The sequence below is a fragment of the Enterobacter cloacae subsp. cloacae ATCC 13047 genome, from assembly GCF_000025565.1.
Classification (GTDB): Bacteria; Pseudomonadota; Gammaproteobacteria; order Enterobacterales; family Enterobacteriaceae; genus Enterobacter; species Enterobacter cloacae.
The window spans coordinates 2740490-2752934 of the sequence record NC_014121.1 but is presented as its reverse complement, the minus strand read 5'-3'; the positions used below and the strand labels follow the sequence as shown (position 1 = coordinate 2752934).

Genomic DNA, 12445 nt, shown 5'->3' with positions numbered 1-12445 from the left:
AATTCAGTAACGAAAATGAGTTGGCGGGTGTCGCATGAGCATGGAACTGATGGTTAAAGCAATGAAGGTCAAGGTGGGAAATCCACTGCGTAAGCTCGTGCTACTGAAGCTTGCAGATAACGCTAGTGACCATGGCGAGTGCTGGCCAAGCTATCAACATATCGCCGATCAGTGCGAAATCAGTAAGCGATCTGTGATGATTCACATTGATGCTTTATGTGAATGCGGCCTGGTAAAAAAAGAACTTCGCCCAGGTCCAAAAGGTAACTCAAGTAATGTATATCGGCTTGATTTCAGTAGTGCAGGAGATTCACTAGGGGGTAGTGCAAATAGTTCACTACCTGGTGCAGGAGATTCACCCCATAGTGCAGGAGATTCACTAGGGGGTAGTGCAGGAGCTGCACCCAGAATCAGTCACTCTTTTGAACCAGTCAATGAATCAGTCATAGAACCTAAATATAACGGTTCATCTGACAACGATTCTGAAAATCGCTCTTCCAAGGGAAACTATTCCAACGAGTTCGAGCAGGCATGGCAGGCATATGACCTGCCCCCACGATTAGATACAACACTCAGTTAGTAACGTCGGAATCTTCATTCTCAGAATGACCCTTTCTCCAGCCCGCTGCAAATTCAGACGGTGTCTGATAATTCAGCGTGGAGTGCGGGCGGCATTCGTTATAATCCTGCCGCCAGTCATTAATAATTTTCCTGGCATGAACGATATCGCTGAACCAGTGCTCATTCAAACATTCATCGCGAAATCGTCCGTTAAAGCTCTCAATAAATCCGTTCTGCGTTGGCTTGCCCGGCTGGATTAAGCGCAACTCAACACCATGCTCAAAGGCCCATTGATCCAGTGCACGGCAAGTGAACTCCGGCCCCTGGTCAGTTCTTATCGTCGCCGGATAGCCTCGAAACAGTGCAATGCTGTCCAGAATACGCGTGACCTGAACGCCTGAAATCCCAAAGGCAACAGTGACCGTCAGGCATTCCTTTGTGAAATCATCGACGCAGGTAAGACACTTGATCCTGCGACCGGTGGAAAGTGCGTCCATGACGAAATCCATCGACCAGGTCAGATTGGGCGCCGCCGGACGGAGCAGCGGCAGACGTTCTGTTGCCAGCCCTTTACGACGTCTTCTGCGTTTTACGCCCAGGCCACTGAGGTGATAAAGCCGGTACACGCGCTTATGATTAACATGAAGCCCTTCACGGCGCAGCAACTGCCAAATACGACGGTAGCCAAAACGCCTGCGCTCCAGTGCCAGCTCAGTGATGCGCCCTGATAAATGCGCATCAGCAGCCGGACGGTGAGCCTCATAGCGGCAGGTCGACAGGGATAAACCTGTAAGCCTGCAGGCACGACGTTGCGACAGACCGGTCGCATCACACATCAACATCACGGCTTCCCGCTTCTGGTCTGTCGTCAGTACTTTCGCCCAAGAGCCACCTGAAGCGCCTCTTTATCCAGCATGGCTTCGGCAAGCAGCTTCTTGAGTCTGGCGTTCTCTTCCTCAAGCGACTTCAGGCGCTTAACTTCAGGCACCTCCATACCGCCATACTTCTTACGCCAGGTGTAAAACGTGGCATCGGAAATGGCATGCTTGCGGCAGAGTTCACGGGCGGGTACCCCAGCTTCGGCTTCGCGGAGAATACTGATGATCTGTTCGTCGGAAAAACGCTTCTTCATGGGGATGTCCTCATGTGGCTTATGAAGACATTACTAACATCGGGGTGTACTAATCAACGGGGAGCAGGTCAGAAGGTATGCACGAAGCGAACACGGGCTTTGCTAATCATTCACCAGCCACATATTTGCGTCTTCAAACATTTCCTCCAGCATGCGGTTCAGCTTTTCCCGATCACTTTTGCTGGCGTTGCTGTTTAAGGCGTTCGCCTGCATTGGCTTCACCTTCACTTCGGCATCAGGGAAAATCTGATGCACCCGCTTCGTCAGCTCGGCCAGAATGATCTCTCTGGCTCCTTCGAGCCCCGCAACATTACGCTTGTCATATACCAGTTCTACGAACATACGTGCTCCGCTAATCACTGTTTGAATATACAGTATTTTTGCTTTGAAGGTTTTGTCTGTCAAGGCATGAACCACTTGTTTTTTAATTTTGGGGAACATACTGCTGGCTTGTTTGTTATCGATTTGCCCTACAGGGCTGATGTGGTCTGGCGCTGACTAGAATTATGCGTGGGGCATGGATGGGGCAAAAGTGGTCTGTGAAGTTCGTAAAAGTTCGTTAATCAAGCTTTATCTCGATCTCGCTCATCCCTTGTTTAAAGCGCTCCTGGACGATCTTTATCGATTTTAAAAACTATGAGTTCATATTATACAAATGTAGCAAAAAGGGTGTTTGTACCTGAAAAGATGAACATTCTGCATAGCGCGATCTACACAACAGGAATAGACTGGAATCGTTATTCGACAAACGATGCATAAGGTTTTCTATGACACAACAGCCACAAGCCAAATACCGCCACGACTATCGTGCGCCGGATTACCTGATTAGCGATATCGATCTGACTTTTGACCTGGATGCCACTAAAACCGTTGTGACGGCGGTAAGCCAGGTGACGCGCCAGAGCGCGACGGCAGTGCCGCTGCGTCTGGATGGTGAAGACCTGACGCTGGTCTCCCTGCATATTAATGATGCAGCCTGGACTGACTATAAAGAAGAAGACAACCAGCTGGTGATCGATAACCTGCCGGAACGCTTTACGCTGCGCATCGTGAATGAAATCAGCCCTGCCGCCAATACGGCGCTGGAAGGGCTCTACCAGTCTGGCGTGGCGCTGTGTACCCAGTGTGAAGCGGAAGGTTTCCGCCACATCACCTGGTATCTTGATCGTCCGGACGTGCTGGCGCGTTTTACCACCAAAATCATCGCGGATAAAACGCTTTATCCTTTCCTGCTCTCTAACGGTAACCGCGTGGGTGAGGGTGAGCTGGAAAACGGCCGTCACTGGGTACAGTGGCAGGATCCGTTCCCGAAACCATGCTACCTGTTTGCGCTGGTGGCGGGTGATTTCGACGTCTTACGTGACACCTTCAAAACCCGTTCTGGCCGAGAAGTGGCGCTGGAACTGTTCGTTGACCGTGGCAACCTCGATCGCGCGCCATGGGCGATGACCTCGCTCATCAACTCCATGAAATGGGACGAAGAGCGTTTTGGTCTGGAATACGATCTCGACATCTATATGATTGTCGCCGTCGACTTCTTCAACATGGGGGCGATGGAGAACAAAGGTCTCAACATCTTTAACTCCAAATACGTGCTGGCCCGTACCGATACCGCCACCGATAAAGATTACCTCGATATCGAGCGGGTTATTGGCCACGAATATTTCCATAACTGGACCGGTAACCGCGTCACCTGCCGCGACTGGTTCCAACTGAGCCTTAAAGAAGGCCTGACCGTATTCCGTGACCAGGAGTTCAGCTCCGATCTGGGCTCGCGGGCGGTTAACCGCATCAACAACGTGCGCACCATGCGTGGGTTGCAGTTCGCGGAAGATGCCAGTCCGATGGCGCACCCAATTCGTCCTGACAAAGTCATCGAGATGAATAACTTCTACACCCTGACGGTGTATGAAAAAGGGGCGGAAATTATCCGTATGATCCATACCCTGCTGGGCGAGGAGAACTTCCAGAAAGGGATGCAGCTCTATTTCGAGCGTCACGACGGCAGCGCTGCCACCTGCGATGATTTTGTGCAGGCAATGGAAGATGCGTCGAATGTGGATCTCTCTCACTTCCGCCGCTGGTACAGCCAGGCCGGTACGCCGATTGTCACCGTTAAAGACGATTACAATCCGGAGACCGAGCAGTACACCCTGACCATCAGCCAACGCACGCCGCCAACGGCTGAGCAGGAAGAAAAATATCCGCTGCACATTCCGTTCAGCATTGAACTGTATGATAACGAAGGCAAAGTGATCCCGCTGCAGAAGGGCGGTCATCCGGTACACCACGTGCTAAACGTGACCCAGGCAGAGCAGACCTTTATCTTCGATAACGTCTATTTCCAGCCGGTGCCTGCGCTGCTGTGTGAATTCTCTGCACCAGTGAAGCTGGAGTACAAGTGGAGCGATCAGCAGCTGACGTTCCTGATGCGTCACGCGCGCAACGATTTCTCCCGCTGGGATGCCGCGCAAAGCCTGCTCGCGACATACATCAAGCTGAACGTTAATCGTCATCAGCAGGGCCAGCCGCTGTCGCTGCCGGTTCACGTGGCTGACGCGTTCCGTGCGGTTCTGCTGGATGAACAGATTGATCCGGCCCTCGCGGCTGAAATCCTGACGTTGCCGTCCGCGACCGAAATCGCTGAGCTGTTCGAGACCATCGATCCTATTGCCATCGTGGCTGTGCGTGAAGCGCTGACTCGCACGCTGGCGGCCGAACTGGCGGATGAGTTCCTGGCGATCTACAACGCCAACAAGCTGGATGCGTACCGCGTGGAACATGACGACATTGGTAAACGTTCCCTGCGCAATACCTGTCTGCGCTACCTGGCCTTTGGTGAAACAGACCTGGCGAACACGCTGGTGAGCAAGCAGTATCACGAAGCGGATAATATGACCGACGCGCTCGCAGCCCTGGCGGCAAGCGTGGCAGCCGAGTTATCGTGCCGTGATGCGCTGATGCAAGAGTATGACGACAAGTGGCACCAGGATGGCCTGGTCATGGACAAGTGGTTCATTCTGCAGGCGACCAGTCCGGCAGCCGATGCGCTCAGCAACGTGCGCAGCCTGCTGAAGCATCGCTCCTTTACTATGAGCAACCCGAACCGCGTCCGCTCCCTGATTGGCGCGTTTGCCAGCAGCAACCCGGCTGCGTTCCACGCGGAAGACGGCAGCGGTTATCAGTTCATGGTGGAAATGCTGACCGAGCTGAACAGCCGCAACCCGCAGGTGGCATCACGTCTGATTGAGCCGCTGATCCGCCTGAAACGCTACGATACGCAGCGCCAGGCGAAGATGCGTGCCGCGCTTGAGCAGCTTAAAGGGCTGGAAAATCTCTCTGGCGATCTGTACGAGAAGATTTCGAAGGCGCTGGCGTAATATAAACGTTAATCCCACCCTCTCCCTGTGGGAGAGGGCCGGGTGAAGGCATCAGGCATTAGCCGTAATCAAGGCGCGCTCATTCACACCGCGCCTCATCACCCGCTCCAGCACCTCCGCTTCCAGCTCTGCCAGTCTTGCCGATCCCACACGGCGAGGGCGTGAAATATCCACCGTCAGATCCAGACCAATTTTTCCCTCTTCTATTAACAGCACCCGGTCGGCCATGGCGACGGCTTCGCTCACGTCGTGCGTCACCAGCAGGACCGTAAAACCATGCTCCTGCCAGAGCGAGGCAATTAAATCCTGCATCTCAATCCGCGTCAGGGCATCAAGTGCCCCGAGCGGCTCATCAAGCAGCAGCAGGCCTGGACGATGTATCAACGCCCGCGCCAGCGCTACACGCTGTTTTTGCCCGCCAGAGAGGGCCGCAGGCCAGTCACCGGCGCGATCCTCCAGCCCGACGGCGGCCAGCGCCTGACGCGCCTCCTCCCGCCAGTGACCTTTCAGCCCCAGCCCGACGTTATCGATCACCGTTTTCCAGGGCAGCAGGCGCGCATCCTGAAACATCATGCGAGTATCATCCTGAATATTGGCCAGCGGCGTTGTCCCTGCCAGAATCTCCCCTCCATTCGGCGCTTCCAGTCCGGCTAACAGGCGCAGCAGCGTACTCTTGCCGCCGCCGCTGCGGCCGACAACGGCCACAAATTGTCCGGCGGGGATATGCAGATCCAGGGCGTTAAGAATGGTTTTGTCGCCGTAGCGTTTCGTGACGCCGTTAAGTAACAGCGGTGTCCCCTTAGTGAGTCGGGCGGTATTCATGCTTTCGCCTCCTGAGAGAAATAGGCCGGGTTCCAGCGCAGCCAGCTGCGTTCCAGCCACTGGGCGCTGACGTCAGCAAGTTTGCCCAGCAGGGCATAAAGGATAATGGCGACTACCACCACGTCCGTTTGCAGGAATTCGCGGGCGTTCATTGCCAGATAGCCAATGCCGGAGTTGGCTGAAATGGTCTCCGCGACGATCAGCGTCAGCCACATCAGGCCGAGCGCAAAGCGAACGCCAACCATAATGGAGGGCAAGGCGCCCGGCAGCAGCACGTTGATAAACAGGGCAAATCCTGATAATCCGTAGCTGCGTGCCATCTCAACCAGCCCGCGATCGATATTGCGGATCCCATGCCAGGTATTGATGTAAATCGGGAACAGCGTGCCCAGCGCCACGAGGAAAATTTTGGCGCTCTCATCAATACCAAACCACAGAATGACCAGGGGGATCAGCGCCAGATGCGGTACGTTGCGCAGCATCTGAATGGAGGTATCCAGCAACCGTTCCCCCCAGCGGGACAGGCCGCTGATCAACCCCAGCGTCAGGCCGATGCTCCCGCCGATGGAAAACCCAATCACCGCGCGCCAGGAGCTAATGGCCAGGTGCTGCCACAGCTCGCCGCTGGCACTCAGCGACCAGAAGGCTTCGATTACGCCCTCCGGAGAGGGCAGGATACGGTTCGACAGCCAGCCGGTGGAGGAGGCCAGTTGCCAGATAAGGACAATGCCGACAGGTAAAAACCACGGGGCGGCGCGCAACAGCCATTTTTGTGTGGTGAGAGACATAGCCACTCCTTAGCTTTGCGCGACTTTTCGCGGAATAAACTCGTTGGCCACGGCTTCGCCCTGAAGCTGCAGCTGGCGGGGCTGCGGAATGTCCGGGATAGCGACATCCAGATGCGGGAACAGCAGTTCACCCACTTTGTATGCCTCCTCAAGATGCGGATAGCCCGAGAGGATAAAGCTGTCGATACCCAGCTCGGCATATTCGTTGATACGCGCCGCGACGGTCGGGCCGTCACCCACCAGCGCAGTACCTGCGCCACCGCGTACCAGGCCGACACCCGCCCAGAGATTGGGGCTGATCTCCAGATTCTCGCGTTTGCCGTTATGTAACGAAGCCATCCGGTGCTGTCCAACGGAGTCGGTTTTCGCAAACGCCGCCTGCGCTTTGGCGATGGTCTCATCGTCCAGATGCGAGATCAGCCGGTCAGCGGCCTGCCAGGCCTCTTCGTTGGTTTCACGCACAATCACGTGCAGGCGAATGCCAAAGCGCACCTTGCGGCCATGGGCGGCGGCTTTGGCCTGCACCTGGGCAATTTTCTCTTTCACCAGTTCAGGCGGCTCCCCCCAGGTCAGATAGAGATCGACCTGTTCTGCCGCCAGATCCTGTGCCACATCCGACGATCCGCCGAAGTAGAGCGGTGGACGCGGCTGCTGTACCGGAGGAAAGTAGAGTTTCGCGTCGCGAACATGAATATGCTTGCCATCGAAGGTGACCGTTTCCCCCTCAAGCAGACGTCGCCAGACGCGGGTAAACTCGGCGGAGGCCTCATAGCGTTCCGTATGATCGAGGAACACGCCGTCACCGGCCAGTTCCTGCGGATCGCTGCCGGTGACCAGGTTAAACAGCGCGCGTCCGTTGGAGAGCCTGTCGAGCGTTGCCGCCTGACGTGCGGCAACGGTCGGGGAAACCACGCTCGGACGCAATGCCACCAGGAATTTCAGGCGCTGGGTGACCGGGATCATCGACGCGGCGACCAGCCAGGCGTCTTCGCACGAGCGTCCGGTGGGGATCAGCACGCCGGTGAAACCGATTCGGTCTGCCGCCTGCGCAATCTGCTGCAGATAGCCGTGGTCAACCGGGCGCGACCCTTCTTCGGTACCAAGATAGTGTCCATCACCGTGGGTGGGTAAAAACCAGAAAAGATTCAGACTCATGATTTGGCTCCTTCTTTGGCTGCGGGTTGCCAGATGCGTTCGCGAATGTTCACCTGTTTTGGGACTAAGCGGTTTTGATAAAAGAGGTCGGCAGTCTGTTGTTGCAGGGCTGCGACATGTGCGTCCACCGGGATAATGGTGGTGGGTGGACGGTGGTTGAGGTAGCTCGCGATCACCGCCTCCGGTAAGCCCATGGTTTTCGCCAGCAGGGTGATGCTCTCCGGGCGCTGGCTTTGCGTCAGGGTATCGGCTTCGGTAAAGGTATTCAGGACGTCCTGAACAAAGGCACCGTTTTTCTCTGCATACGGACGGGCTGCAAGGTAGAACGAACCGGTCTGTTTCAGGGTTGTGCCATCTTTCAATACCCGTACGCCGCCCTGAAGTAATGCCGCGGAGTAGTAAGGATCCCAGATAGCCCACGCGTCGACATTGCCTTGCTGGAAGGCGGCGCGGGCATCAGCAGGGGTCAGATAGACGGGCTGAATATCGGTGAACTTTAGCCCGGCCTCCTGCAGGGCGCGGAGTAGCAGGTTGTGCGAGCTGGAACCTTTCTGGAATGCGACTTTGTGACCTTTAAGTTCGGCGACATTTTTAATGGCGCTATTTTCCGGCACCAGAATCACCTCGGCTTTAGGTTTTGGTGGCTCAACGCCAACGTAGACCAGATCGGCCCCGGCCGCCTGCGCAAAGATCGGTGGAATATCGCCAGTACTGCCTAAATCGATGCTTCCAACGTTCAGCGCCTCCAGCATTTGTGGCCCGGCAGGAAACTCCACCCAGGAGAATTTGGTCTGTGGGAAGCGTTTTTCCAGAAGCTGGTGGCTTTTTGCCAGCACCATACTGACGCTGCCTTTCTGGTAACCAATGCGCAAACTGTCAGGTGCCGTCTCTGCTGCATGGGTCAGGGACGAGAGTGTGAGCAGACCAGCCAGGCTGATACGGGTAAGTGTTTTAAACATGTGCGACTCCTTGTGGCTGTCCAAACGCAGGTGCCTGAATATCGCGACGGTGCAGGGCATGCCAGAATGTCTCCAGCGCAGTGTCGAGCCGGGTTTGCAGATTCGGGGTGAAATGCGGTTTGTGCTGGTAATCGATAACCTGCGAGTCATCGGCAAAAACGCCGTGCAGGATCTCCTGCGCCTTCAACGCGTTCAGTACCGGCTTCAGGGCGTAATCCACGGCCAGTAAATGCGCAACCGTACCGCCCGTAGCCAGCGGCAACACCACTTTTCCATCAAGTGCACGTTCAGGCAGCAGATCGAGCAAGGTTTTCAGTGCGCCGGAAAATGAGGCTTTATAAATCGGGGTCGCGACGATAAGACCGTCAGCACTTTTTAGCTGTTCAATCAGGGTGTTCAATGCCGGACTGTCAAAGCGCGCGTAGAGCAGATCCTCAGGTTCAAAGTTGTGCAGATTCCAGTGGCACACTTCCACATCCAGAGCATTAAGCCTTTCGCGGGCATATTCCAGCAGGGCGCTGGAACGAGAAGGGAAACGTGGACTTCCGGCCAGGGTGATGACGCGCATGTGTGCTCCTTATAACTAATTGTTTGCTTTTATCTAACATTCATAACAATTTTCAGGAGTGTGACACTGCGTGGTTATTCCACTAAATGATTTATCCGCAATTAAAATGCGAAAAAGCGCATAAGAAGTGTACGGGGAAGTAAACGTTTGCGTTTTACGCTGATTTTTTTGCCGCAGGTCAATTCCCTTTCCGGGCAGGATCGCACATAATCCCCTCCCGGTTTGCACACCGGGAATCCAGGAGAGTTCATGTACTACCCCTTCGTTCGTAAAGCCCTTTTCCAGCTCGACCCTGAGCGCGCTCATGAATTTACATTCCAGCAATTACGCCGTATTACGGGAACGCCGCTGGCCGCGCTGGTGCGTCAGAACGTGCCGGAAAAACCTGTGCAGTGCATGGGTCTGACCTTTAAAAACCCGCTGGGTCTGGCGGCAGGTCTGGATAAAAATGGCGAGTGCATTGATGCCCTGGGCGCGATGGGCTTTGGTTCCATCGAAATCGGTACCGTAACGCCGCGTCCACAGCCGGGTAATGATAAGCCGCGTTTGTTCCGTCTGGTCGAAGCCGAGGGGCTGATCAACCGCATGGGCTTTAATAACCTCGGCGTGGATCATCTCGTAGAAAACGTTAAAAAAGCCCATTTTGATGGTGTATTAGGCATCAATATTGGCAAAAATAAAGACACGCCGGTTGAGCAGGGTAAAGATGACTACCTGATTTGTATGGAAAAAGTCTACGCCTATGCCGGTTATATCGCCGTGAATATTTCATCGCCGAATACCCCGGGGCTACGTTCTCTGCAATATGGTGAAGCGCTGGACGATCTTCTCAGCGCCATTAAAAATAAACAAAATGAGCTGCAGGCGATCCATCATAAATATGTTCCGGTGGCGGTTAAGATCGCACCGGATCTTTCTGCTGAAGAATTGATCCAGGTTGCCGACAGCTTAGTTCGCCATAATATTGATGGTGTGATTGCGACCAATACGACGCTCGATCGATCCCTCGTCCAGGGAATGAAAAACTGTGACGAAGCGGGTGGGTTAAGTGGACGTCCGGTACAATTAAAAAGTACGGAAATTATTCGGGCGCTCTCCGCCGAATTAAAAGGTCGCCTGCCAATAATCGGTGTCGGTGGTATCGATTCGGTGATTGCTGCGCGCGAGAAGATGGCTGCGGGCGCCTCACTGGTGCAAATCTATTCCGGCTTTATTTTTAAAGGCCCGCCGCTCATAAAAGAAATCGTTACTCATATCTAATCTTTTCTCTTAATCAGACAACCAGGGCTTTATTTCCAGCCCTGGTTGTTTTATATTCCGTCACTGTTGCTTATTTAAACATTATAGTCTTTTATTAATGGTGTTATAAACGAAGCGGCGAATGGGACATTTTTAGTACAGGACGTTTGGGTACGGGAGAGACACATGCGAATTAAACCTGACGATAACTGGCGCTGGTATTTTTGTGAAGAGCATGACCGAATGATGCTCGATTTAGCCAATGGCATGTTGTTCCGTTCTCGTTTTGCGCGTCGAATGTTAACCCCGGACGCTTTCTCCCCGTCTGGCTTTTGTGTAGACGATGCTGCGCTTTATTTCTCCTTTGAAGAGAAATGCCGTGACCTGCTGCTCTCAAAAGAACAGCGTGCCGAACTGATATTAAACGCGCTGGTGGCGATTCGTTTCCTGAAACCGCAAATGCCGAAAAGCTGGCATTTTCTGCCGCATGATATGAACTGGACGCCAGCCACGGGCGATGCGGCCAGCGTCAATCTGAGCGATACCGCAGAAGAGGTGAGTTTACTGGTGGTGGAACCTGGCGAAAATGCCGCGCTTTGTCTGCTGGCCCAGCCCGGCGTGACCATTGCCGGGCGGACGATGCAGCTCGGGGATGCCATTAAGGTCATGAATGACAGGCTGAAACCGCAGCTGCGCGTGGATTCATTCAGCCTGGAACAGGCGGTTTAAGCTTCCAGCTGTATCGACGTTTTTGGAATACAGCTACAGCACAGGATCGTCCCGTCATCACCGATTGCGGATTTCTTCAGCGCACTGACGTCGCCCCCGACCAGCTTGATTCGACAGCAACCACAGATACCCGCCCGACAGGAATACGGGATACGGATCCCGGCTTGCTCCAGCTGCTCAAGTATCACCTGCTGATTGTTACCCCGTATAACGCTGCCCTGCCAGTGAATATCCACTGCCGAACTGGCTTGCGTCTCAACGTCTACCATTTCTTCTTCCTGACCCGCACCGTACACGCGCGCAGGCCCACGGGTGAGAATTTCCACCTCGTCACCCACGCGGATCACTCCGCTTGAGCGCGGAATAAGATTCTGGCCGAAATCCACGTCGCCATTATCCTGCGCGGTACGGAATGATTGCAGGGTTTTCAGCGGTTCGCCGGAAGGATGCTTCAGGCCTTTCTCCGGACTTACGGTGGTGAAAATGCAGCGGCTGCACGGCTTCACGACATCAAAAATGACGCTGCCGATGCGGATCACTTTCCAGGTATCTTCCTCCCAGGCTTCCGTACCGGTCACCACCAGATTCGGGCGAAATTGCTCCATCTGCACGCTGGCCTTACAGCGACGCTGCAGGTCACGCAGCGAGGCTTCGCTGGTTAACAGGAACGGGAAACCATCGGCGAACGAGAGGGGAACCGCGTCGTGGCGCTTGACGCGTCGCGTCAGCGCCGGACCCACCCAGCGCAGCTGTACCTCGCGGGAGAAGAAGCCGCTCAGCCAGCGGTTAATCTCGTCCGGAGCGATGCGAGCGGTAAAATGATTGCCCCACACTTCCGTTGGCGCATCGACAGGCGCAAAATCAGCAAAGCGAATCAATACGCTTGAGCCATCCGGGGCGGTGAGGTGCAGGCCGTCATGCAGCGGTGAAGGCGTAAAGCGCACCATCTGCGGGAACTGGCGTGCGGTAATGAACGTACCGTCAGGCTCGGTGACCATAAAAATACGATCGAAGGCAAATCCACTGATGTCAGCCAGGGCGTGAGAAACGCCGATACCGCGCATGGATTTCACCGGATGAATAAAAAGCCTGGATAACGTCGCCACTGTGCA

General features: G+C 54.7%; 11 protein-coding genes and 1 pseudogene. 4 read left to right on the top strand and 8 right to left on the bottom strand.

Annotated elements, in window-relative coordinates; all coding sequences use genetic code 11:
- Nucleotides 1–34: 34 nt before the first annotated feature.
- Nucleotides 35–544: pseudogene (locus ECL_RS13305) on the top strand (helix-turn-helix domain-containing protein); the annotation flags it as partial.
- 28 nt (nucleotides 545–572) lie between these two features.
- On the opposite strand, the gene ECL_RS13300 reads toward ECL_RS13305, so the two are convergent.
- Nucleotides 573–1693, bottom strand: a protein-coding gene (locus ECL_RS13300; RefSeq protein WP_087451024.1) for an IS3-like element ISSen4 family transposase whose coding sequence is annotated in 2 segments (ribosomal slippage) — nucleotides 573–1435 and nucleotides 1435–1693 — 1122 coding nt in all. Because the reading frame shifts where the segments join, the coding sequence is not laid out codon by codon here.
- Nucleotides 1694–1795: 102 nt separating this feature from the next.
- Nucleotides 1796–2035, bottom strand: a complete 240-nt coding sequence (locus tag ECL_RS13295; RefSeq protein WP_013097276.1) for a DinI family protein — start codon at nucleotides 2033–2035, stop codon at nucleotides 1796–1798.
- 425 nt (nucleotides 2036–2460) lie between these two features.
- On the opposite strand from ECL_RS13295, the gene pepN reads away from it, so the two are divergent.
- On the top strand, nucleotides 2461–5073 hold the full coding sequence (pepN, locus tag ECL_RS13290) for an aminopeptidase N (protein ID WP_013097275.1): 2613 nt from the start codon (nucleotides 2461–2463) through the stop codon (nucleotides 5071–5073).
- Nucleotides 5074–5124: 51 nt separating this feature from the next.
- Here the strand turns inward: pepN and ssuB are convergent, their stop codons facing one another.
- Genes ssuB through ssuE form a run of 5 tightly spaced genes read right to left on the bottom strand, consistent with a single transcriptional unit; the run spans nucleotide 5125 to nucleotide 9365 of the window.
- Complete coding sequence (ssuB, locus tag ECL_RS13285; protein ID WP_013097274.1) at nucleotides 5125–5895, bottom strand: aliphatic sulfonates ABC transporter ATP-binding protein; 771 nt, start codon at nucleotides 5893–5895, stop codon at nucleotides 5125–5127.
- Nucleotides 5892–6683, bottom strand: coding sequence for an aliphatic sulfonate ABC transporter permease SsuC (gene ssuC, locus ECL_RS13280; RefSeq protein ID WP_013097273.1), 792 nt, complete (start codon nucleotides 6681–6683; stop codon nucleotides 5892–5894). The genes ssuB and ssuC overlap by 4 nt, the downstream gene beginning before the upstream one ends.
- Before the next feature lie 9 nt (nucleotides 6684–6692).
- The gene (gene ssuD, locus ECL_RS13275; protein WP_013097272.1) at nucleotides 6693–7838 is read right to left on the bottom strand and encodes an FMNH2-dependent alkanesulfonate monooxygenase; all 1146 of its coding nucleotides are present in this window, start codon (nucleotides 7836–7838) and stop codon (nucleotides 6693–6695) included.
- The gene (locus tag ECL_RS13270; protein WP_013097271.1) at nucleotides 7835–8797 is read right to left on the bottom strand and encodes a sulfonate ABC transporter substrate-binding protein; all 963 of its coding nucleotides are present in this window, start codon (nucleotides 8795–8797) and stop codon (nucleotides 7835–7837) included. Before ECL_RS13270 ends, ssuD begins: the two co-directional genes overlap by 4 nt.
- Nucleotides 8790–9365, bottom strand: a complete 576-nt coding sequence (gene ssuE / locus ECL_RS13265; RefSeq protein ID WP_013097270.1) for an NADPH-dependent FMN reductase — start codon at nucleotides 9363–9365, stop codon at nucleotides 8790–8792. The genes ECL_RS13270 and ssuE overlap by 8 nt, the downstream gene beginning before the upstream one ends.
- 249 nt (nucleotides 9366–9614) lie before the next feature.
- Here ssuE and pyrD point away from each other — a divergent pair, with 249 nt between their 5' ends.
- The gene (pyrD, locus tag ECL_RS13260) at nucleotides 9615–10625 is read left to right on the top strand and encodes a quinone-dependent dihydroorotate dehydrogenase (protein WP_013097269.1); all 1011 of its coding nucleotides are present in this window, start codon (nucleotides 9615–9617) and stop codon (nucleotides 10623–10625) included.
- Between the two features lie 165 nt (nucleotides 10626–10790).
- Nucleotides 10791–11333, top strand: a complete 543-nt coding sequence (gene zapC / locus ECL_RS13255; protein ID WP_013097268.1) for a cell division protein ZapC — start codon at nucleotides 10791–10793, stop codon at nucleotides 11331–11333.
- Here zapC and ECL_RS13250 read toward each other — a convergent pair.
- Nucleotides 11330–12439, bottom strand: a complete 1110-nt coding sequence (locus tag ECL_RS13250; RefSeq protein ID WP_013097267.1) for a YcbX family protein — start codon at nucleotides 12437–12439, stop codon at nucleotides 11330–11332. The two genes, zapC and ECL_RS13250, sit on opposite strands and share 4 nt — an antisense overlap.
- Between the last annotated feature and the right edge of the window lie 6 nt (nucleotides 12440–12445).

Excerpts from the sequence above, each read along its gene's own strand:
- ECL_RS13295 (WP_013097276.1), bottom strand. The coding sequence starts at position 2,035 with ATGTTCGTAGAACTGGTATATGACAAGCGTAATGTTGCGGGGCTCGAA.
- pepN (WP_013097275.1), top strand. The coding sequence starts at position 2,461 with ATGACACAACAGCCACAAGCCAAATACCGCCACGACTATCGTGCGCCG.
- ssuB (WP_013097274.1), bottom strand. The coding sequence starts at position 5,895 with ATGAATACCGCCCGACTCACTAAGGGGACACCGCTGTTACTTAACGGC.
- ssuC (WP_013097273.1), bottom strand. The coding sequence starts at position 6,683 with ATGTCTCTCACCACACAAAAATGGCTGTTGCGCGCCGCCCCGTGGTTT.
- ssuD (WP_013097272.1), bottom strand. The coding sequence starts at position 7,838 with ATGAGTCTGAATCTTTTCTGGTTTTTACCCACCCACGGTGATGGACAC.
- ECL_RS13270 (WP_013097271.1), bottom strand. The coding sequence starts at position 8,797 with ATGTTTAAAACACTTACCCGTATCAGCCTGGCTGGTCTGCTCACACTC.
- ssuE (WP_013097270.1), bottom strand. The coding sequence starts at position 9,365 with ATGCGCGTCATCACCCTGGCCGGAAGTCCACGTTTCCCTTCTCGTTCC.
- pyrD (WP_013097269.1), top strand. The coding sequence starts at position 9,615 with ATGTACTACCCCTTCGTTCGTAAAGCCCTTTTCCAGCTCGACCCTGAG.
- zapC (WP_013097268.1), top strand. The coding sequence starts at position 10,791 with ATGCGAATTAAACCTGACGATAACTGGCGCTGGTATTTTTGTGAAGAG.